Genomic DNA, 19684 nt, shown 5'->3' with positions numbered 1-19684 from the left:
GTGCTGTTACAGCGATTGACCGAGTACGGGGACCGGATCGCCGGGGAACTGCCCGCTGAGTTCTACCGCGAGAAGCAGATTCACTGGGTGCTGGACATCGCCGCGGACGGTCTGAGCGCGAGGTTACTGAGCCGCAAGGTGTCGGGGCGTCAGCGCGACCAGGCGCTGATCATGCCGGTGCCGTATGTACAGCGGTCGGGGACGAAGGTGCCGCCCTACCTGCTGGTGGACACGGCCGAGTTCGTGCTCGGGGCGCCGAAGGCAGACAAGAACGGCCGTGTCACGGAGAAGGGCCGGGACGAGGCGTCGCGCCGGCATGACGCCTACCGTGATCTTGTCCTGCGCTGGGCGTCGTCTGCGGACGGTGAGACAGCGGCGGGTGCGGCCAGGACGTTCTTCACCGCCGGACCGGTGGCACTCGACCTCCCGAAGAGTGTCGAGGCGAAGGACACGGTCGCCATCATGGTCGGCACCAGCTGGCTGCATCAGCTGGGGTCGGCGCAGCGGTTGTGGGGCGAGGAAGTGCGGGCCCGTAAAGGCGGCACTGCGGAACGTGCGGGCCTGTGCCTGGTGTGCGGTGAGTACCGCGCGCTGCTGGCGACGATTCCGGAGCCCGTGAAGAAGGGGGCGATCCCGACCGCGGGCGGCAGCAACGAAGGCCAGCTCATCAGCATCAACACTGCGGCTCAGGGCCGCGAGGGTCTGATCAAGCTGGTGAACACCCCCGTATGCCACCGGTGCGGTGGCCGCGCCATGGCGGTTCTGAACCACCTTGTCGCCTCGGACCGGCACCGGCGCCGCTTCCGGGACGACGGAGTGCTGTTGTGGTGGACGAAGCAGACTGAACCCGATTCCGCGCTCGCCATGTTCTTCGACGACCAGCCGGAAGCCGCCGACATCGAGCACCTCATCGACTCGATGACCACCACCCCCTGTCCCGCCGCCGCGGAACGGGCGGACACCGACGCCTTCTACGGCCTGTCCCTCGGTCTGAACAACGCCCGCCTCGTCGTCCGCGACTGGATCGACGTCCCCCTGCCCGTGGCGAAGACGAACCTGGCCGCCTGGTACGCCAACCACGGAGTCTGGGACGGATGGACCGGACGGACCCGCTACTTCCCGCTCTGGCAGCTGGCCCTCTCCTGCGGCCGCTGGCAGGGCGAACGCTACGCACCCGACAGCGCCCCCCACGGCCTGGAGGCCGAGCTGCTCCACAGCGCCCTGCACGGCACCCGCCCGCCTGCCCGAGCTCTCCCACTCCTCCTGCAACGCGTCCACGCCGACCAGCGCGTCGATCCGCCGCGCCTGGCACTGCTGCGCCTGCTCCTCAACCGTTCCCCCGACCCCCAGGAGCACCTGATGCCACAGCTCGACAAGGACAGCACCGACCCCGCCTACCTCTGCGGCCGGCTCTTCGCCGTTCTTGAGTCCGTGCAGGACGAGGCACTCCCGGACATCAACACCACCCTGCGAGACAAGTACTTCAGTGCCGCGGTCGCCGCACCCAGCATCACCCTGCGCCGGCTATTCGCCGACTCCGGAGCCCACTTCAAGCGACTGCGCCGGGACAAGCCCGCCGCCCGGCACGCGCTGGAGAAGCGCCTCTTCGAGATCTACAGCAAGGTGAGCGACGACCTTCCCGGCCACCTCACCGACGTCCAGCAGGGCCGCTTCATCATTGGCTACTCCCACCAGCGCCACGAGGACCTGGCACGGAAGCAGGCCGCCAAGGAACGCAGGCTCGCCGCTGTTCCCGCCCAGGCCACACCCGCCCAGGACACCGCTTCCGCCTGACCCGGCAACCCCGCACACCATCACGAACCCGTTCAAGGAGATCTTCCTGTCATGACCGCTGCCCACCTGGACCCCGCACGCAAGCACGACTTCGTCTTCCTCATCGAGGCCGTCGACTCCAACGCCAACGGCGACCCCGACAACGGCGGCCTGCCCCGCACCGACCCGGTCAGCGGCCACGGCCTGATCACCGACGTCGCGATCAAGCGGAAGATCCGCAACACCGTCGCCCTCATCAACTCCCACGAACCCCGCGAGGGCTACGAGATCTACGTCGAAGCCGGCACCGCACTCAACAGCCAGCACGAGCGCGCCTACACCGCCGGAGCGGCGAGCAACCAGAAGTCCGCGCAGGAATGGATGTGCCGCAACTTCTTCGACGTACGCATGTTCGGCGCCGTCATGACGACCGGCAAACGCGACAAGCAGGCCGGACGCGTCCAAGGCCCCCTCCAGATCGGGTTCTCCCGCTCCATCGACCGCATCACCCCCCTCGACATCGGAATCACCCGCGTCACCCCCACCAAAGAAGAAGACGTCAAGGCATGGAACGAACGCGGAGAGGGCCAAGACGCCAAAAACAAGGGCAAGGAGACCGAGATGGGCTCCAAACACGTCGTCCCCTACGCCCTCTACCGCGGCACCGGCCACTTCAGCGCCCCACTCGCCCGCCGCACCGGCGTCACCTCCGACGACCTCGCCCTCTTCTGGCGCGCCTTCGAAATCATGCTGGAACACGACCGCGCCGCCGCCCGCGCCAACCTCGCCCTGCGCGGCCTGTACGTCTTCACCCACGACGACGCCTTCGGACGCGCCCCCTCCCACGAGCTGTTCGAACGGATCACCGTCAAGGCCCGCGACGACGTCAGCGCACGCAGCTTCTCCGACTACGGCACCGTCGAGGTACGTGACGCCAATCTCCCGCCCGGCGTCACCCTCACCACCCTCATCCCGCGCCCTGTCTGATGACGACATCTCTTCCCGCGCACAGTGGAGAGGGAGACCTCCTGCAGGTCTCCCTCTCCGCCCTGGAGCACTACGCCTACTGCCCCCGCCAATGCGGCCTCATCCTCCTGGAAGACGCCTTCACCGACGACGCCGCCACCATCCGCGGGACCCACCTCCACCAGCGTGTCGACACCCCCGGAAACAAAGGGCGACGAACCGTGCGCACCTTGCACGCCCTGCCCGTCTGGCACGACGGCTACGGCCTCACCGGAATCTGCGACACCGTGGAACTGCACAACGACGGTCGCATCCTCCCCGTCGAACACAAATCGGGGCGCTACATCCCCGGCGGACCGGCCGACATCCAAGCAGCCGCACAGGCCCTCTGCCTCGAAGCAATGTTTCAGCAACCCGTGCCCGAGGCCGCGATCTTCTCGGCAACCGACCGCCGACGCCACCTCATCACCATCGACGACGCCCTGCGGGCCCGCGTACTCGACACCACCCACGCCGTACGGGCTCTCCTCGAAAACAGCCACCTGCCCGGCCCCGCAGCCGACAAACGATGCCGCCGCTGCTCCATGGCCACCGACTGCATGCCGAAACTGCTCGCCGGGACACGCCGCTACCGCCAAGCCCTCACCACCCTCTACTCACCCACCGACCCACAGGACACCGACGCGTGACCACCGAACTCCTCAACACCCTGTACGTGCAAACACAGGGAGCCGACCTCCGCCTGGACCAGGACAGCCTGCGCGTCCACCTTCCCGACACTCCCGGACGCCAGATCCTCCCACTGCGCCGCATCGACGCCATCGTCCTCTACGGCCACATCAACCTCTCCACCGAACTGATCAGCCGCTGCGCGCAAGACCGAAGATCCGTAACCTGGATGACGAGGGGAGGGCGCTACCTCGCTCGCCTCGACGGCGCCGTCCACGGAAACGTCCTCCTCCGGCACGCCCAGCACCGGATGCACGAAGACACCGAAGGCCGCCTCTCCATCGCGCGCACCATCACCGCAGGCAAGATCCGCAACAGCCGCTGGATTCTTCTCAGAGCCGCCCGGGACGCCGCCCCCACAGCAAAGTCCCGCATACGCGATGCAGCCGACGCTCTCGCCGAAAGCCTCACCGCCACCAGTACCTGCACATCCCTCGACAGCCTCATGGGCACCGAAGGAAACGCCGCCCGCACACACTTCGCCGCCCTCGCTGGCACCATCCGTCCCACCGAAGGCATCCCCGCCTTCACCCACCGCAACCGCCGACCGCCCACCGACCCTGTCAACGCCCTACTCTCCTACACCTACGGACTGCTGCGCGGACTCGTCCACGGAGCCGCCGAACAGGTCGGCCTCGACCCATACATCGGTTTCCTCCACGGGATCCGACCCGGCAAACCAGCACTCGCCCTCGACCTTATGGAGGAATTCCGTCCCGTCCTCGCAGACCGCTTCGTCCTCACCCTCCTCAACCGCCGCCAGCTCCGGCCCGCCCACTTCGAGACCACTCCCGGTGGAGCCGTCCGCCTCACCGACGATGGCCGCAAGATCGTCATCACCGCCTGGCAAGACTGGAAGGCCCAGACCTGGGAGCATTCCCTCGCAGGACGGGACGTCCCCGCCGGCCTCCTGCCAGTGGTCCAGGCCCGCATCCTCGCGCGCCATCTCCGAGGCGAACTTCCCGCGTACCTCCCCTGGACCGCTGCCTGATGGAACTACTCCTCACCTACGACGTCGACACCACCACACCCGAAGGTCGCCGCAGACTCCGCCGGGTAGCCAAGCTCTGTGAAGGCCACGGCATACGTGTGCAGAAATCCGTGTTCGAAATCGTCACCAACGACAAGACGCTCCTGACGCTCATGTACGACCTCGAAGACCTGATCGATGCCAACACCGACAGCATCCGTATCTATCGCCTGCCCCACGCGGGAACGGAAGACGTCCACACACTTGGCATCGCTGCCCCCCACCCCCACCGAGCAGACCTCATCCTGTAAGGAGAAGGCAGCTTCGGAACCCCAAGCGAGCACACGACACGCGGATCACACCCAAGGGCAATATCCGCATTGGTCCCGTATTGGTGTCCTGTTTCGGGGAGAACAGATCTCAACATTGACCGTTTCCGCTGGTCATCCAGAGTGGCGGTCGCCTTTCGAGGCGACCGAGGATCGCAACTCGGCGAGGGTCATGACAGTCACGAGGGTCATGACAGGTGGCGGTCGCCTTTCGAGGCGACCGAGGATCGCAACCCCCCGTCCCGGCCGCGCAGTCCGTATGCGGCGTGGTGGCGGTCGCCTTTCGAGGCGACCGAGGATCGCAACCAGAAGGAGCTGATCGTCAACGACAGCTCCTCGGGGGTGGCGGTCGCCTTTCGAGGCGACCGAGGATCGCAACTGGACGACCTCCGCGAGCGGGTGCACGAGCCGGGGTGGCGGTCGCCTTTCGAGGCGACCGAGGATCGCAACCACTCGTTGGCGATGACGCGGCGCTGGGCGTCCAGTGGCGGTCGCCTTTCGAGGCGACCGAGGATCGCAACTCGTCCATCTGCGCCCAGGCGGGAAATCCCTCGCGCAGTGGCGGTCGCCTTTCGAGGCGACCGAGGATCGCAACGAGCTGGGGGACGTCGACGACGACGGCGCGGCGTCCGGGTGGCGGTCGCCTTTCGAGGCGACCGAGGATCGCAACACCGTCGCCATGCCCGCGAGGAAAGCCTCCTCGTCCAGTGGCGGTCGCCTTTCGAGGCGACCGAGGATCGCAACGACCGTGCCGATGAGCCCGGCCGGGGCGGCTTCGGCGTGGCGGTCGCCTTTCGAGGCGACCGAGGATCGCAACCCCACCAGCCCGCTCGCCCTGCGCTTCGCGGACCCGGGTGGCGGTCGCCTTTCGAGGCGACCGAGGATCGCAACCACGCCTACGCCTCCCGTGAGGCCCACACGCACCTCGGGTGGCGGTCGCCTTTCGAGGCGACCGAGGATCGCAACCCCACGGCGCCGGGCCGGTAGTCGCCCCGGCACCGCGTGGCGGTCGCCTTTCGAGGCGACCGAGGATCGCAACCCCAGCACGTGCTGGGTCACCTCAACCACCCGTCCGTGTGGCGGTCGCCTTTCGGGGCGGCCGAGGAGCGCAACAGCCCCATCGGCAGGCCCGGTACAGCGGTGGAAGCCGCCGTACCGCCCGCCAGACCCAGCAGTCGATCCAGATCACCAGGCAGGTCAGGGCACGGGTGAACTGGACGCAGACCGCGCGGGTGCGGAGGCTGGAGTTCGTGCTGCGGCCCTTCACCGAGCGTGGCTGGGACGCCGACACCATCACGGCCGAGCTCCACTCGTGGATGCTGACCTGGCGTCCGGCCCGGCCCGCGGAGTACATCCGCGCCCGCCTGGCCCAGCAGGCCACCGCCGAGCACCAGGGGCGACTGTCTGTCGATGAGGTCCGGCACGCTTCCACCTGTCCGTTCCGGGAGAACGCCTCGGGCGGCTACCAGCGCGCCCTCGCGGCCCACCGGCAGGCCGCACAACCGCGCCGGGTGGACCCGACCATCGAGCAGGCGGCGGAGCGGCAGATGTCCGCGGTGCGTGAGCTCAGCCGCCGTGCCTTCCCCGAGACCGAGGCTGTACCTCAGGATGCGCTAGCCCCGATCGAGGACGCCCGCGCCCAGCGCCGCCAAGCCGCGGCGACCGAGGCGGCCGCGCTGCGCCGGGGCGTGCTGAGGGGGCCGGCCAGGTGACCGGTGATGCCGCGTCCGCGTTCCGGGAGTCGGCCTGACCGGTCTGGTCTGGCTAGAGCGTGTGTCTTTTGTGAGTTGATCAACTGATCGGCGACCCCCTGAAGGCTTGCTCTCGGACCGCGAGACGATCGCCTCCCGCCTGTCGGTGACCCATCCGAGCGTTGTTTGACGGCTGTGCCTTCGCCCTCGATGGTCGGACTGCTGTGGCGGCTAGCGTGGATGCACCGCCCAGGTGTGGGTGTACCTCACGCGCCCCGGTTCGAGCGTTCTAGCGGTTTTCCGACGGGCGAGCAATGGAAGGGCCTGACATGTCCAACCACTTCACCGGCCTCAGCCTTGGGCCACCACTCGGCGACCAGCGCCTCGATCTGTGCGACCTATACGCCTTCGGGGCACCCGGCGATCCGAGCAGGACCGTTCTCATCCTCAACGCCAATCCCAACGCAGATGCCATGCACCCCGACGCCGTATACCGCCTGAACATTGACAACGACGGCAATTACCTGACCGACGGCGCCTTCAGCTGGGTCTTCAGCCCGCCGGCATCCGACGGCTCGCAGACCTACAGCGTCTTCATGGCAACCGGTGCGGAGTCCCGCAGGCCCGAGGCGGTCGGCACCAAGATCGTGTCGGACGCCGCCGTCTCCTTCGGCCCCCAGGCCAACGTGGTCAGCAGCGGCGACTACAAGGTGGCCGCCGGTAGCCGCAGTGATGCCTTTTTCTTCGACTTCGACGGAATCAAGAATCTGTTCGACACCAGCGGCAACCGGAATTTCACCGCGCCGCATCTGGGCGGAAAGTCCCCGTGGACCAGCGTCGACTCCAACAGCACGGCCAACGTCTTCTCCATGGCCATCGAACTGCCGACCGCGGAGCTGGCCCCCAAGCCCGAGCTGCACATCTGGGGCCGGTGCAGCGTCCTACGCGACGGCGAACTCGTCCACGCGGACCGGGCCGGGCACCCGTCAATGAGCAGCTTCTTCAACACCGACGACACGAAGGAGGAGTACAACGCCAGCGAGCCGGTCAACGACCGGGCCAGGTGGACGGACCAGTTCGTCCACCTGTTGGGCCATACCGGCGGCTACTCGCGTGAGGAGGCGATCACCGCGCTCGACGAGCACGGCCTCCTGCCGGACGTGCTGCACTTCGACCCGTCCAAGCCTGCCGCGTACCCGAATGGCCGGACATTCGCGGAAGACGTCATCGACATCCGCGTCGCGTTCCTCACCAAGAACGAGGCGCCGCCCACCGGTCTGACGCCGCACACCGACACCCTGGACCGGTTCCCGTACCTCGGCGACCCGCACCCGGCAACCACCTCCTGACGGATCCCGGCGGGACACACCCGAGGCTCCGACGGCCGAGCAGGGACAGGCCGATCGATCAGTAAATCGGACTAGGGAAGGGGGCAGGTGAGCGGGAGGACGCGTTCGGTCAGCTGCCCGGTGAGGTGGGTGTCGGTGACGACGGCTTCGGCGAGCCAGTCCGCTGCGGTCAGCTGGTCCACCAGGTGCTGCAGCTCGCCGGGATCCACCGGGACCCAGGCGGCGAGCGAGTCCAGGGCGATGCCCTGGTCGCCGGGGCCGAGCCGCCCCGAGGCGCTGGTCTGTGTGGCCAGTGTCAGGGCGAGCAGCCGGGCGGCCGCGGGGGCCTTGGCCTTGCGGAGCTTCTTGTCCGAGACGACTATCTGGGCCCAGCCGCTGAGCTTGGGCCGCAGTTTCTTGCCGAACGTGAACGGGCCCGGCTTGTCCTCGTCAGGAACCAGGGAGGGGACGGTGATGGGGGTGGGGTTCTCGGGCTGGGAAACGAGCAGGTCACCAGGGGTACCGGGGAGGCGCAGCCAGCCGCAGTCGGCCAGCTGCGTGACCAGGTCCCCCGGCTCGCTCAGGCCCAGCCCGGTGAGGTCCTGGCCGACGAGGTTGCCCGTGCCGGTGTGCGCGGTGCGCAGGGTCAGCATCAGTATCAGCAGGCGTGCTTTCGGGCCGGGCAGCGGGGTGTGGTCGGCCGCGTGAGCGAGGACGGCCCGTGCGTGCTTCCACTGCGTCGGCGTGGTCAGCAGGCGGGCCACGGCCGGGGCGTTGCTGTCTGGTTCGTTGCTGCTCGTGCCCCGCCCGGCCTATGAACGGCGACACGGCCGGGACGGTGATCGCATGACCACCGGGCGTAGCAGGGTCGACGTCTCGCGCCAAGCCCTGGCAGCCATTCGGAGGCGGGGAAGGAGAGCGGCGCTACCCGCGCGGCCGCGAGCCGCTCCGGGCTGGATGTAAGTAGTGCCCCGTCACCCGACCGAGTGGAATTTGAGCGTGGACTCCTAGCGGCCCGGATCAGGCGGCCAGAATCTCGACTGTGTGCGTGGTGCGACATGCGGCGCGCAACCAAGACGGAGACCACCGCCATGAACAGCGCCTACGACCGTGCCGTGCTCGTCGGACCCGTCGTCCTGGCCCTCACCGAGAGCCTGGACCTGACCACTGAGCAGGCCGTGGCGCTGGCCGTTGTCCTCGCCCAGCAGGAGCCGGCGCAGCCGACCATCCCAGCCCTGCCCGAGGAGACCGACGAGTCTGAGGGCAGTGCACGGCTGACAGACGGGCAGCTCGACTCCGTCGTACGCAGCCTCATGGCCACACACAGGCCGGATTCATACCGGCAGATGCGTGCGACGTTCCGTGCTACCAAGCACCGCGCGGGGGAGGGACGCCTGCGTGCTGCCTGGGCCCGTATCACCGCCAACCCGTAGTGCCGACCCAGCCCCCAGACCTGTCACCCTTTGAGGAAGGTTGACCACTGAGGAAGCAGCCACAGGGGGAGACGGTCGTCGTTGGGCATGGCCAAGAGACCTTGGCGATGGCCAGGCAGACGACTGGTGGCGCGCCGCCGCGGGAGCCGATGTGGTCCGTCAAGGGGCTCGCGATGCGTCAGCCCTGACCGAGTAAACCCGCGCAGCGCCGCCGCCAGGCAGTGGCGACCGAGGCCGCCGTCCTGCGCCGGGCCTGGGCGGAGAAGGCCGGTCACCAGCCCCGCTCGGTTGGATGTGCTGGCGGAGCGGGCTAGCGTTGGGAGGCGGCCTGGGGCTGGCAGATCTTGCAGAGTTTGTACTGGGTGCCGCCGTGAGGCCCAGTGTGGCTGCTGATCCACTGCAACGCTTCCTCAGCGGTCAGCATCACCATGTGGGTAGCCCAGCCCGAGTTCAGCAGGCCCTTGTGTGCGAACTCGCGCAGATTGCGCGCCATGCTGTCCGCCCCGTTCCACCAATCGTCGGGGCCGGGGATCTCGCCGATCGACTCCCGCGTCTGACGGCAGGCACTGCTGTGCAGGGTGTGCTTGCCGGCTGCGTACGGGTAGGTGCCCGGGTCCTGAAGCCGTTTCCTCTGCACGAGGGTCTTCGCCGCGATCGCGTCGAATTCCTCCCTCGCCGCGTTGCACACCTCGCAGTCGGCCGCCGGGCAAGCAGCTCCCCAGACGTCGTCGTCCGGCGACAACGGCTCGTACTCTGCCCGGATCTTCTCAGCGAGGGCCTCCAGGTGCCTCACAAGATCGCTGGCCGTGACCTTGCCATCTGCCGCAAGGCGGACCATGTCGATGACGGCAGGAAGCTCGATCCCCATTCCCCAGCCGGCCTGACCGCGCCGTTTGGGGCTGTACATGTCCTCCCACAGGTACTCGATGTCTTCCAACCGGTGATCACCGATGGTGACATTGACGCGTCCGCTGTACGGCATGGCACCTGCTCTCTCGCACTGCTGCGGCAGCCATAGCGTACTGATGCCGCGGCCAGCCGCGGTCGTCAATTCGCCGAAGCCGCGAGCTGGCTGGCTGGCTGGCATCGACATGGCACGCGACTTCTAGATCAGGATGTTGGCACTTGGGCGGGCGTGCCGTCCAGGGAGTCGAGGAGCTCTCCGAAGGTGAGCTTGTCATCGCCGTACTCGAAGGTCATGGCGGCGGCGAGCGCCGCCCACCGGTCGGTGCTGCGCCCGCAGTGGGCCAGCAGGATCTTCAGGGCGACCTCGGGTTCGTGGCGGACAAGGTGATCAAGCTGCACCAAGGTCGATGAGGGATGGGACGACCGTAGTGGCGCCGTTACGGGAGGCTTGCAGGGAGGCGTGGGCGGCGAGGACGGCGTGCAGACCGTCGTGGAGGGTCGCGTTGCGGTGGCTGTGGCCGAGGAGCATGTCGCGGAAGGCTTCGTGCTCGGCGACGAGGGGTTCTTGTTTGGGGACTGCGTAGCGGGTGACGTCGCCTTCGGTGACTCCGCGGAATGCGGCGAGGGCCTCCCACTGGGTGCGGGTGGAGCCGTTGGCCCAGTAGGTGAGGTCGGCGGTGAGGGTGTCGGCGACGAGGATGCCGTGGTCGCCGGTTACGACGGTGGTCCGTTCCTTGAGCGGGGAGACCCAGTTGACCTGGTGGTGGGTGATGGTGCCGTCGGTCAGCTGGCCGAGGGCTGCGAGGAGGTCTTCGTGGGGCCGGCCGCTGCGGTGGGCGGTGCGGGCGGCGATCGAGGTGTAGCGGGTGTTGGTGATCCATGCGGTCAGGTCGAGGTCGTGGGTGGCAAGGTCGTGGATGACTCCGACGTCGGTGATCCGTACCGGGTAGGGGCCGGTACGGCGGGTGGCGACCGAGAACACGTCCCCGAGCTGGCCGGCTTCCAGCCGCTGGCGTAGCGCGATCAGTGCGGGGTTGAAGCGTTCGATGTATCCGACGGCGGCCGGGACTGCGGCGGTGTGGAATGCCTGGGCGAGCCGCCGGGCTGAGTCGGGGTCACCCGCGAGCGGTTTCTCGATGAGGGTGGGGACGCCGGCTGCGGCGAGGGTAGTGCCCAGCGGTTCGTGCAGCAGCGTGGGGCAGGCGAGTACCGCGTAGTCGAGGCCGATCCGTAGCAGCGCGTCCAGGTCGGCGACAACGGGTATGCCGTCGGCGGCGCGGTAGCGGTCGCCGTGTGGATCGAGCGCGCCGACCAGTTCGGTGCCGTCCAGGGTTCGCAGGACTCGGGCGTGGTGGCGGCCCATCCGGCCCAGTCCGATCAGTCCGACCCTCAGCGCGTTCATGCGGCACGCTCCGCGGCTTGGGCCAGTGTGGTCACGGCCTGGGCGACGTCGTCGATCTGTGTGGTGGTCAGCCCTGGGTGGACCGGCAGGGACAGCACTTGGTTGGCGGCGGCGTCGGTGTGCGGGAGGTCGATGGCGGTGGCGTAGGCGGGTGAGCGGTGGAGCGGGATGGGGTAGTGGACGCTGGTGCCGATCCCTGCCCGCTGCAGATTGTGGGCGAAGGTGTCGCGGTTGCCGAGGCCGGGGCCGATGCGCACGGTGTACTGGTGCCAGACGTGACTGGCTCCCTCCGCTGTGGTGGGCAGGGTCAGCCCCGGCAAGTTGGTGAGGTGTCCGCTGAGGTGGGAGGCGTTTGCTCGCCGGTGTTCGGTCAGGGCCGGGAGCCGGCGGAGCTGGCTGCGGGCGATGGCGGCGCTGACATCGCTCATCCGGGCATTGGTGCCGACGATTCTGTGGTGGTAACGCCGTTCCATGCCCTGGTTGCGCAGCAGTCGCAGCGTGCGGGCCAGGGATGGGTCTGCGGTGGTGATCAAGCCGCCCTCGATCGACTGCATGTTCTTCGTCGGATAGAAGCTGAAGCAGCCCGCGGTTCCGAAGGCGCCTGTCGGTCGTCCGCCGAGTGTGGCGCCGTGGGCCTGCGCGGCGTCCTCTACGAGAGCGAGATGGTGCCGGCGGGCGAGCTTGGTGAGCTCGTCCATCGCGGCGGGGTGTCCGAAGAGGTGGACGGGGATGACTGCGGCGGTGCGGGGCGTGATCGCGGCCCGGACGGCGTCGGGGTCCAGGCAGTAGGTGTCCGGGGCGATGTCGGCGAAGACCGGGGTGGCGCCGGTGAGCCGGACGGCGGCGGCCGTGGCGGCGAAGGTGAAGGAGGGCACGATGACCTCGTCGCCGGGGCCGATGCCCAGGGCGAGGAGGGTGAGCCAGAGTGCGGAAGTCCCGGAGTTGACCGCGATGCAGTGGCGGCCGTCGACCAGTTCGGCGAACTCTCCCTCGAACGCGGCGACTTCGGGGCCCTGGACGAGGTGGCCGGATTCAAGGACGCGGACGGCAGAGGCGATGTCGTCCGCGTCCAGGCGCGGCGCGGCGACCGGGATCGGTGGTGTGTTCACGAAGGGGTCCCTTCCGGTGGGCGCCGCGCCGCGACCGGAAGGGGCGGCGGGGCGTCAGGTCTGGTGTCGGGTGGGGTCGAATCCGTGGTGCAGGTAGAGGGTGGTGTCGTGGGTCAGGGCGCGGGCGCAGGCGTGGAGGCGGCGGGCCATGTGCGGTGGGAGGAGGGTGTCCCACTCGTCAGGTGCCGCCAGCTTCCACGCGGTGATCTCGTCGGTGTCCAGGTGCACCCGCTGCTGGGCTTCTTCCTCGGTGATCAGACCGCCGTCGAAGATGAAGTTGACGAGCGGGGGGCGGCCGTCGGGCTGCTCGGGCACCCAGTCGACGATCAGCAGCCGGCCCGGGGTGAGGTCCATGCCCAGCTCTTCCTTGACTTCGCGCTGGACTGCTTGTCGCGGGTCCTCGCCCAGGTCCAGGCCGCCGCCGGGGACCTCCCAGCCGTCACCGTAGGACGTTTTGACCAGGAGGATCCGGCCGGCGGCGTCGTGGATGCCCGCTCCTGCCCCACCAATGATCTTGGGGAGGGTGGCGTAGTACTCGGCGGGAGGCAGATGCGCGGTGCTCATGGAGCGGGACGCTATCCGTACCGCTCCATGACTCGGAGAGCATCACCTGTCTGGCACAGAACAGTGACAAACTGGTGTGATTCTCACTCCAGTGACACGGGCTGGTGTTCGGCGGCCAGTTCGTCGCCGTCGCGCCGGTAGGTACGCGGGCAGTCGGTGCAGCGCAGCGCCGCGTCCAGGGTGTGGCCGCACCGGCATACCCAGCCGACCTGGCGGGCGGGGTTTCCGATCACCAGGCCGTGGGCGGGGACGTCGCGCATGACGACTGCGCCGAGCGCGACCAGGGCGTGCGGGCCTACGGTGACGCCGGGCGCGATGACGGCCGCAGCGCCGATCGTGGCCCCGGTACCGATGGTGACGGGGTGACGGGTCCAGTCCTCGGGGCCCTTGCGCCGCCCGTCGGGGGTGGTGGCCCGCGGGGCCGGATCCTCCAGGACGAGCGCGCCGGGGCAGATCATCGCCTCGTCGCCCACGTCCGCACCGAATACGTTGGAGTAGTTCCCGATCTTCACACGGTCGCCGATGGTGCTGCCGGCACCGATGAAGGATCCCTTGCCCAAGGTGCAGTCGGCGCCGACCACCGCGCCGTCGGCGACCTGGGACTGGTGCCACAGACGTGTGCCTTCTCCGACGCTCGCTTCGGCGTCGAACCACCCCAGTTCCGGAGGGTCGCAACGGTGTTCCTGATGCACGGGAGCGCTCCTGTCGGTGGCGGGCAGGCGGCTGGCCAGGTCGGCGGGAGTGGCGGCGTCGGAGAGGGCCGGGCCGGGGACGGCAAGGCCGGTGGCCCGTTCGACGGCCACCGCCAGGGTGAGCCGGTCCAGCGAGTCCAGCCCGAGGTCGCGGAAGTCGGTGTCCGGCTCCGGAGCGGTGCCGGGGCGGATGTGCCGGACCGCGCCCAGGACTTGCTCCACAAGGCGCAGGTCGGCGGCGGTCACCGCAGCGCCTCCAGACGGCGGGCGAGCGCGAACAGCGACGGTACGGCCTCGATGACCGGGGCCCGGTCCCACAACCGCCGCATCGCGGCGCCGGCCTTCGAGTCCTCTCCCAGCAGGGCACGCAGCGCCAGGCTGGTGAAGGCGGCGAACTCGGCCTGCTGGGAGAGCGAGAGATGCCCGCCTGTCTGCAACAGGTGCTCCAGCAGTCCCCGGGCAGCTCCCTGGGCGAGGACGTCGTCGATGCCCGGTGCCGGCATCGGCCGCAGTGCCCGGTAGGGGTGGGTGTCGAGACTGCCCGGTGTGGTGATCTCGTCGGCGACGAGCTCGGCCAGGCGCGGGGCCAGCAGCACCCCGCACCGGTAGGTGGCCGTCGCCAGCAGGATGGACGGTTCGCCGGTACGGCCGACCAGCGGCAGGTGGTCCAGGGTGTAGGGGCGCAGCCCCGTACGGGCGTCCTGGAGGGTGGCCGCTGCGAGGCGGGGATCCATGAGCGCGGCGGAGTCGGTGGCGAGCACGGCGACCTCGTCCAGGCCCGGCGGCTGGTCGGGGTCGGCGTCCAGGGTCAGCCGGTTCGTGCCGCCGAGATACAGGGTGCCGTCGGTGCGCGGGACGAGGTGGGTTCCGCATGCGAACGCCGCGTTCGGCGTCCGCACCACGTGTTCCAGTTCCATCGCCGGGGCGTTCAGACGGGCGCTGACCCCGCGGCCGGCCAGGATCGGGGGCACGCCCACTGGGTGGCCCCGGTCCGGCAGCAGCGCCGGGATGCCGCACCCCGCGGCCAGGACCACATCCCGGGCCCGGACCGTTTCCCCGCCTGTGCAGGACACGGTGCCCGCACCGACGGCTGCGGCCGGCTGGGATATCCAGGTGGCGCGGGGGTGCTGCTCGACGGCCCGGGACAGGTCCTCCATCAGGGCGGCACTGTCGACGCGGGCCTCCGTGGGCAGCCACAGGGCACCCGCCGAGGAGGCGGGCGCCCGCAGGCCGGGGATGCTCGACGCCTCGTGCTCCTCGACCTGGTGCCCGGCTGCCCGAGCCGCTTCGGCGATCGGCTCCAGGCTGAACCGCCGCCCGGCCGGGGCGAGCACCCACGTTCCGGCCGGTGCCTCGACCTTCTGGCCGCCCATGGCCCCGATCCGCTCCAGCCACGCCGGGTAGGCATCGTGGGCGGCCAGCCGCTCGGCCTTCTCTATCCCGGCCCGAGCCGCGTCGTGGTGCGGCTCCAGTTCGGAGAACGTGGAGAGCATCGCACCGGCCGCCCGTGTGCCCTGTCCGCGGTGTGCGCCGGTCCGCGGTCCTACCAGGGTCACGTGCACGCCGCGGTGCAGCAGCTCGACGGCCACCGCGAGACCGACGACACCGGTCCCGACCACTGCTACGTCCGTCAGCTCAGGCATCGTTCCGCCTCCCAGCCGCGGCCTTGGCCGCGTTCAGGGTCTGGTGGGCGGGGGCGGCCGGGTCGAAGGTCGCTTTGGCCTGCATGATCCAGCGCCGGGTACCGTCCGCGAGGCCTTGCTGGTGTCCGAGCGCGGTACGGCCGTGAGCGGTACGCCTCTGGTCGACGACCAGCAGCTGCCCGCGTCCCAGGGTGAGCGCGACGGTGGTTTCCGCCAGCGCCGCGGCGAAGCGTTCCAGCACCGCAGTACGGCTGGCATTGCGCGGGTCGCGGATCATCTTCGCTGCCCAGCGGACCCAGACCGGCTGTCCGTCCTCGTTGTCCTCCAGCACGGGGAATGGCATCCGGGGCGCCCCGACACCGCACAGGCCCTCGGCCTGCCCCTCGAAGAACACCGGTTCCCGCAGCGCTGCCCGGTCGGCCTCATCCAGCCGGGCCACCGCAGCTCGCAGGTCCCCCAGCAACGAAGCGCCGCCGCCGGCCGGGTCGGCTCGGAGCACCAGCAGACTCGTGTACTCCGGGACGCATTGCACGTTCGGGGCGTCGATATGCAGGGCCTGCGCGCCCGTTCCGCCGAACGACGCCCTGTCCTTCGCCGAGCTGGTCTCCTCCCCGATCCACAGCCGGCCATCCCCCTGCCGGATGGAGAAGAACGGGCGGCCGAGCGCGGCCAGCACACCGGCGGCGGCCACCTGCAGCTCCTCATCCCCCAGCGTGGCGGGCAGCGCCAGTAACACCCAGCCCGGCAAGGACGGGCTGCCACGGTCCAGTCGCTCGGCCAGTGCTCCCAGCAACACCTCCGCGCCACCACCGGTGAGCACGCTGCGGGCGGCCGCCACGTTCCCCGCGCTCCACCGGTGCTCCTCCATCTGCGTCGTGCAAGCCGCGGCCAGCGAGACCGCGAGCGTCCTCGGCAGCACCACCCGAACCGGATCTTCAACCCGCGTCATCACGCACCCCTTTTGTCTCACGGACCGGGCCCGCTGCCCGGCCCCTCCAGGACAGCGCCGCGACCGGTCAGGGGAACAGAGGGACGTGGGGTGGATGCGGTGGAGCGGGTGCAGGACACCGGTGCGGTGCGGCCCCACCAGGGGGTGTAACTACACCGGCCAAGCCTCATCGCCCCCTGCCAGGGCAGGGGATCCCGGTGCTAACGTCCGATCAGGAGCCGTACCGCAGCGGGGGGATCCCGGTGGACCGTGAGCCAGAACCGAACCCATTACGCGACGAGTTGGCCAGACTCGGCTGGGGCCCCGAGCAGCTGATCGCCCGGGTCAACCAGCACCGGGCCCGGCGCGGCTCGGTTCCGCTGCACTGCAAGACCGGCTACCCCTGGATGCGCGGCGACCGGCCCTCCGCAGACGCGATCGGCGACGTCCTGGCCGTCCTGTCGCAGTACACCGGACGCCCACTGACCCAGAGCTCCCTCAACTGGGACCGGCCACGCCAGCGCCGCAGAAACCGGACCGCCCTGGACAACCCGTACGAAGCCACCGCCGAAGAACTGCTGCGCGAGACCCAGGGAGACACCCCCATGCACCGACGCTCCTTCATCCTGCTGTCCGGAGCCGCCGCCACCGCACCGGCCCTGGACCTGCTCATGGGAGGAGCGCCCGCACTCGCCGCAGCCCAGGACGGAGACAAAGTGTCCCCGAAGCTGGCCGGGACGGTCGAGCACGCCGTCCGGCAAGCGCGGGAACACGACGACAGCGAGGGCAGCGCCTCCACTCTGCTCTGGGCCGGCGGCATCTGGCAGAACGTCGGCAAGCTCATCGCCGAGAGCCGCTACGACACCGCCGAAGGCATACGCCTGCACACCGCCTACATCGAGATGAGCGAGACCTACGGGTGGATGCTCTTCGACGCCGGGCGCCACCCGCAGGCCCAGCGCGTCTACCAGACCGGCCTGCGCGTCGCCCGCGAAGCCGAGCACGCCCCCGGCATCCACCACGCCACCGTCAACCTGCTTGCCTCAGCTGCCTACCAGGAATCCTGGCTCGGCCAGTACCACGAAGCCGCCACCCTGCTGGAAGTCGCAGAGAACCGCAATCCGCAGGCCCTGACCCCGCGCCTGCGCGCCGTGCTGGAGATGCGCCGCATCGCACTCGCCGGCCAGCAAGGCGACACCGAGGCGCTGCACCGCGCCGACGGCCAGGCACGCACCCACCTCGCCGCCGCCCACGACAGCGAAGAACCCTGGTGGACGCTGTGGCTGGACTCGTCCGCCATCGACGCCCAGACCGGCCGGGCCCTCCTCGCCGCCCACCACCCCGACCTCGCCGAGCCCTACCTCGCCGGCCGCACAGTACTCACCGGCCACGGCTACCCCCGCGACCGGATGCTCTTCGCCAGCGAACTCGCCGACGCCCGCCTGCAGACCGGCGACATCAACGGAGCCTGCACCGCCGCCCGCCACGCACTCACCCTGGCCCAGCACGTCGGCTCCCACCGCGTCCACCACCACCTGGACACCGTCACCACCACCCTGCGCCACCACCACGGCAACCACCCCCGCGTCCGCACCCTGCTCACCGATCTGCCCCACGCCGTGTAGGACTCCGTACGCAGAACATGGACAGCGCCTCGACAGCAGGGCGCCCCTGGTGCTGTCAGGCGGAAAACAGGCAGACCCGGTCGGTGGAGATGCCGTACGTGACCGTGCACGTCGCCGACTGATTCGCCGCGCGGTATTCGGCCAGGTCCGACGGCTTTGTGCCATTCGTCAGCAACCCGCCTCCAACATCGCTGACGCCCGGCTACACAAGAAGGCTGGGGTTGGCGTGCTGCCGTCGCCGTGTGGTGATGGCCGGTCGGTGGGGGAGGTCTGGACAGTTGCTGACCATCAATGCGGCGGTGCTGCTCGCGGTCATCGTCTTTTTCCGGCTGCGCCGGCGTACGGAGGCCCGGAGCCGGTTGGACGAGAAGTTCACCGTGGTCATCGTTCTGGCGCTGGGCGTGCTTATCGCTCCGACTCCGGTGGGACGGGGAATCCTGGATTTCCTGGGCCAGCTCGCGAGCGGCGTCACGCAGGCCGGCCGATGAGTCCCCGTGTGCGCAGGGGTCGGGTAGCGACGACCAGGCGCCCGCCGGCGCGGCGGCGTACCCGGAGGCCAAGCAAACGGCGGCAGCGCGCAGACGACCGACTGATCGGTCTCCTCGTGGCCGCGGCCCTGGCCATCGCCCTGGCGGTGACCGTCGTCAACTGGCTGCTGGCCCACTGGTGGATCCTGATCGTCATCGGCGCGCTCGCGGCACTAGCCGGCGGCGGCTGGCTCTACCAGCAGAGAGCCCGGTGGGAAGCGGTCCGCGCGCAGGGCCTGCGGTACGGGCTGTCCCAGCTGGACGGCCTGCACCACTCCCAGTTCGAGGACGCGGTGCGGGACCTGATGCGCCGTGACGGCTGCCGGGACGCCGTCCGGGTGGGTGGCGGCGGCGACCTGGGCGCCGACGTGAAGGCCACCGACCCCTACGGACGGCGCTGGGTGATCCAGTGCAAACACCGCCGCAAAGGTCTCGCCGGCTCCGCGGTGGGCACGCCGGAACTTCAGGTTCTCAACGGCACCGCCCGCCAGGTCCACGGCGCCGACATCGCGGTCATCGTGACGAACGGCCGGGTCACCGCACCGGCCGTGACCTTCGCCAAGCAGCAGCGTCTCCACGTCGTCGACCGCCACACCCTCGGAGTGTGGGCGTCCGGCTCACGTCCCCTGTGGGAGCTGCTCCGGGCCGTCCCGCCGCCTCGCAAGCCGACTGCCCTCTCCTGAGCCTCCCGCGGCCGAGCGGGTTCAGGCGCTGGCCTCCGGCCCGTGGAGCTCCGGCCGCCCGGTTCCCTCGCCGGTCGTGGCCTTGCCTGTCTTGGGGACGGTGTGCGCCTGCGGTGGGTGTGTATCCGACGCCGTGCCCGAGGACACCTGAGGCTCCCTGCTCCCATGACGTGGACGGCAATTACCGCCTGGTTGCGGGGACGCAAGACGGCCTGGGCGCCTGCCCGGGTCTCAACGGAAGGGAAGCAATCAGATGCGATTCCGGATTGAGGACCTGATCACTCTCGCGGTGGACCCCGAAGAGGACGACGGGCAGGGCGGAAACCCCCCGACCGGTGACAGCGACGACGGCCGCCAGTACGTGCGCCCTGCAGGACTGTAGCTAC

Annotated in this window: 20 protein-coding genes, 1 pseudogene and 1 CRISPR repeat array; of the genes and pseudogenes, 12 read left to right on the top strand and 9 right to left on the bottom strand. The window is 69.6% G+C overall.

Annotation, left to right across the window (positions count from 1 at the left end; all coding sequences use genetic code 11):
- The 7 genes from cas8c to OG953_RS44060 all read left to right on the top strand — a co-directional run bounded on the left by cas8c (nucleotide 1) and on the right by OG953_RS44060 (nucleotide 7807).
- On the top strand, nucleotides 1–1794 hold the full coding sequence (cas8c, locus tag OG953_RS44090) for a type I-C CRISPR-associated protein Cas8c/Csd1 (protein ID WP_331735914.1): 1794 nt from the start codon (nucleotides 1–3) through the stop codon (nucleotides 1792–1794).
- 51 nt (nucleotides 1795–1845) lie between these two features.
- Nucleotides 1846–2760, top strand: coding sequence for a type I-C CRISPR-associated protein Cas7/Csd2 (cas7c, locus tag OG953_RS44085; protein WP_331735911.1), 915 nt, complete (start codon nucleotides 1846–1848; stop codon nucleotides 2758–2760).
- Nucleotides 2760–3428, top strand: coding sequence for a CRISPR-associated protein Cas4 (gene cas4, locus OG953_RS44080; protein ID WP_331735908.1), 669 nt, complete (start codon nucleotides 2760–2762; stop codon nucleotides 3426–3428). Before cas7c ends, cas4 begins: the two co-directional genes overlap by 1 nt.
- Nucleotides 3425–4459, top strand: coding sequence for a type I-C CRISPR-associated endonuclease Cas1c (gene cas1c / locus OG953_RS44075; RefSeq protein WP_331735905.1), 1035 nt, complete (start codon nucleotides 3425–3427; stop codon nucleotides 4457–4459). Before cas4 ends, cas1c begins: the two co-directional genes overlap by 4 nt.
- A complete protein-coding gene (cas2, locus tag OG953_RS44070) occupies nucleotides 4459–4749 on the top strand; it encodes a CRISPR-associated endonuclease Cas2 (protein ID WP_331735902.1) in 291 nt (96 codons plus the stop codon). The genes cas1c and cas2 overlap by 1 nt, the downstream gene beginning before the upstream one ends.
- Nucleotides 4750–4890: 141 nt before the next feature.
- Nucleotides 4891–5880: a CRISPR direct-repeat array (repeat unit 37 nt; unit sequence GTGGCGGTCGCCTTTCGAGGCGACCGAGGATCGCAAC).
- A gap of 95 nt (nucleotides 5881–5975) precedes the next feature.
- On the top strand, nucleotides 5976–6479 hold the full coding sequence (locus tag OG953_RS44065; protein ID WP_331735900.1) for a hypothetical protein: 504 nt from the start codon (nucleotides 5976–5978) through the stop codon (nucleotides 6477–6479).
- A gap of 308 nt (nucleotides 6480–6787) precedes the next feature.
- Nucleotides 6788–7807 carry a DUF4331 family protein gene (locus tag OG953_RS44060; RefSeq protein WP_331735898.1) on the top strand — a complete coding sequence of 340 codons (1020 nt, stop codon included), beginning with the start codon at nucleotides 6788–6790 and terminating at the stop codon, nucleotides 7805–7807.
- A gap of 71 nt (nucleotides 7808–7878) precedes the next feature.
- On the opposite strand, the pseudogene OG953_RS44055 reads toward OG953_RS44060, so the two are convergent.
- Nucleotides 7879–8571: pseudogene (locus OG953_RS44055) on the bottom strand (hypothetical protein); the annotation flags it as partial.
- Between the two features lie 273 nt (nucleotides 8572–8844).
- On the opposite strand from OG953_RS44055, the gene OG953_RS44050 reads away from it, so the two are divergent.
- The gene (locus OG953_RS44050; protein ID WP_331735895.1) at nucleotides 8845–9219 is read left to right on the top strand and encodes a hypothetical protein; all 375 of its coding nucleotides are present in this window, start codon (nucleotides 8845–8847) and stop codon (nucleotides 9217–9219) included.
- 310 nt (nucleotides 9220–9529) lie between these two features.
- On the opposite strand, the gene OG953_RS44045 is transcribed toward OG953_RS44050, so the two are convergent.
- The 8 genes from OG953_RS44045 to OG953_RS44010 all read right to left on the bottom strand — a co-directional run bounded on the left by OG953_RS44045 (nucleotide 9530) and on the right by OG953_RS44010 (nucleotide 16484).
- Nucleotides 9530–10201 (bottom strand): hypothetical protein, encoded by a 672-nt coding sequence (locus OG953_RS44045; RefSeq protein ID WP_405692642.1) that lies wholly within the window; start codon nucleotides 10199–10201, stop codon nucleotides 9530–9532.
- A gap of 128 nt (nucleotides 10202–10329) precedes the next feature.
- Nucleotides 10330–10524 carry a hypothetical protein gene (locus OG953_RS44040; protein ID WP_405692640.1) on the bottom strand — a complete coding sequence of 65 codons (195 nt, stop codon included), beginning with the start codon at nucleotides 10522–10524 and terminating at the stop codon, nucleotides 10330–10332.
- Nucleotides 10514–11527, bottom strand: coding sequence for a Gfo/Idh/MocA family oxidoreductase (locus tag OG953_RS44035; protein ID WP_331735887.1), 1014 nt, complete (start codon nucleotides 11525–11527; stop codon nucleotides 10514–10516). Before OG953_RS44035 ends, OG953_RS44040 begins: the two co-directional genes overlap by 11 nt.
- Nucleotides 11524–12636, bottom strand: coding sequence for a DegT/DnrJ/EryC1/StrS family aminotransferase (locus tag OG953_RS44030; RefSeq protein ID WP_331735884.1), 1113 nt, complete (start codon nucleotides 12634–12636; stop codon nucleotides 11524–11526). Before OG953_RS44030 ends, OG953_RS44035 begins: the two co-directional genes overlap by 4 nt.
- 54 nt (nucleotides 12637–12690) lie before the next feature.
- Nucleotides 12691–13200: an NUDIX hydrolase gene (locus OG953_RS44025; protein WP_331735882.1), complete on the bottom strand. Its 510-nt coding sequence runs from the start codon at nucleotides 13198–13200 to the stop codon at nucleotides 12691–12693.
- Between the two features lie 83 nt (nucleotides 13201–13283).
- The gene (locus OG953_RS44020) at nucleotides 13284–14138 is read right to left on the bottom strand and encodes a phosphopantetheine-binding protein (protein WP_331735879.1); all 855 of its coding nucleotides are present in this window, start codon (nucleotides 14136–14138) and stop codon (nucleotides 13284–13286) included.
- A complete protein-coding gene (locus OG953_RS44015; protein WP_331735876.1) occupies nucleotides 14135–15535 on the bottom strand; it encodes an FAD-binding oxidoreductase in 1401 nt (466 codons plus the stop codon). Before OG953_RS44015 ends, OG953_RS44020 begins: the two co-directional genes overlap by 4 nt.
- Nucleotides 15528–16484: a TauD/TfdA family dioxygenase gene (locus OG953_RS44010; protein WP_331735873.1), complete on the bottom strand. Its 957-nt coding sequence runs from the start codon at nucleotides 16482–16484 to the stop codon at nucleotides 15528–15530. The genes OG953_RS44015 and OG953_RS44010 overlap by 8 nt, the downstream gene beginning before the upstream one ends.
- Before the next feature lie 242 nt (nucleotides 16485–16726).
- Here OG953_RS44010 and OG953_RS44005 point away from each other — a divergent pair, with 242 nt between their 5' ends.
- The 4 genes from OG953_RS44005 (at nucleotide 16727) to OG953_RS43990 (ending at nucleotide 19680) form a co-directional block, all read left to right on the top strand.
- Complete coding sequence (locus OG953_RS44005; RefSeq protein WP_405692637.1) at nucleotides 16727–18088, top strand: XRE family transcriptional regulator; 1362 nt, start codon at nucleotides 16727–16729, stop codon at nucleotides 18086–18088.
- A gap of 278 nt (nucleotides 18089–18366) precedes the next feature.
- Nucleotides 18367–18576 (top strand): hypothetical protein, encoded by a 210-nt coding sequence (locus OG953_RS44000; RefSeq protein WP_331735870.1) that lies wholly within the window; start codon nucleotides 18367–18369, stop codon nucleotides 18574–18576.
- Complete coding sequence (locus tag OG953_RS43995) at nucleotides 18573–19298, top strand: restriction endonuclease (RefSeq protein WP_331735868.1); 726 nt, start codon at nucleotides 18573–18575, stop codon at nucleotides 19296–19298. The genes OG953_RS44000 and OG953_RS43995 overlap by 4 nt, the downstream gene beginning before the upstream one ends.
- A 253-nt stretch (nucleotides 19299–19551) precedes the next feature.
- Nucleotides 19552–19680: a hypothetical protein gene (locus tag OG953_RS43990; RefSeq protein ID WP_331735862.1), complete on the top strand. Its 129-nt coding sequence runs from the start codon at nucleotides 19552–19554 to the stop codon at nucleotides 19678–19680.
- Nucleotides 19681–19684 lie beyond the last annotated feature (4 nt).

The organism is Streptomyces sp. NBC_00057 (assembly GCF_045041165.1).
Classification (GTDB): domain Bacteria; phylum Actinomycetota; class Actinomycetes; order Streptomycetales; family Streptomycetaceae; genus Streptomyces.
The sequence above is the reverse complement of the archived record's forward strand: the minus strand, read 5'-3'. Positions and strand labels throughout refer to the sequence as shown.

Bases quoted from the DNA above. Each gene is read 5' to 3' on its own strand.
- OG953_RS44010 (WP_331735873.1), bottom strand. From the start codon at position 16,484: ATGACGCGGGTTGAAGATCCGGTTCGGGTGGTGCTGCCGAGGACGCTC.
- OG953_RS44035 (WP_331735887.1), bottom strand. From the start codon at position 11,527: ATGAACGCGCTGAGGGTCGGACTGATCGGACTGGGCCGGATGGGCCGC.
- cas2 (WP_331735902.1), top strand. From the start codon at position 4,459: ATGGAACTACTCCTCACCTACGACGTCGACACCACCACACCCGAAGGT.
- cas4 (WP_331735908.1), top strand. From the start codon at position 2,760: ATGACGACATCTCTTCCCGCGCACAGTGGAGAGGGAGACCTCCTGCAG.
- OG953_RS43990 (WP_331735862.1), top strand. From the start codon at position 19,552: ATGCGATTCCGGATTGAGGACCTGATCACTCTCGCGGTGGACCCCGAA.
- OG953_RS44025 (WP_331735882.1), bottom strand. From the start codon at position 13,200: ATGAGCACCGCGCATCTGCCTCCCGCCGAGTACTACGCCACCCTCCCC.
- OG953_RS44015 (WP_331735876.1), bottom strand. From the start codon at position 15,535: ATGCCTGAGCTGACGGACGTAGCAGTGGTCGGGACCGGTGTCGTCGGT.
- OG953_RS43995 (WP_331735868.1), top strand. From the start codon at position 18,573: ATGAGTCCCCGTGTGCGCAGGGGTCGGGTAGCGACGACCAGGCGCCCG.
- cas7c (WP_331735911.1), top strand. From the start codon at position 1,846: ATGACCGCTGCCCACCTGGACCCCGCACGCAAGCACGACTTCGTCTTC.
- OG953_RS44050 (WP_331735895.1), top strand. From the start codon at position 8,845: ATGCGGCGCGCAACCAAGACGGAGACCACCGCCATGAACAGCGCCTAC.
- OG953_RS44060 (WP_331735898.1), top strand. From the start codon at position 6,788: ATGTCCAACCACTTCACCGGCCTCAGCCTTGGGCCACCACTCGGCGAC.
- OG953_RS44045 (WP_405692642.1), bottom strand. From the start codon at position 10,201: ATGCCGTACAGCGGACGCGTCAATGTCACCATCGGTGATCACCGGTTG.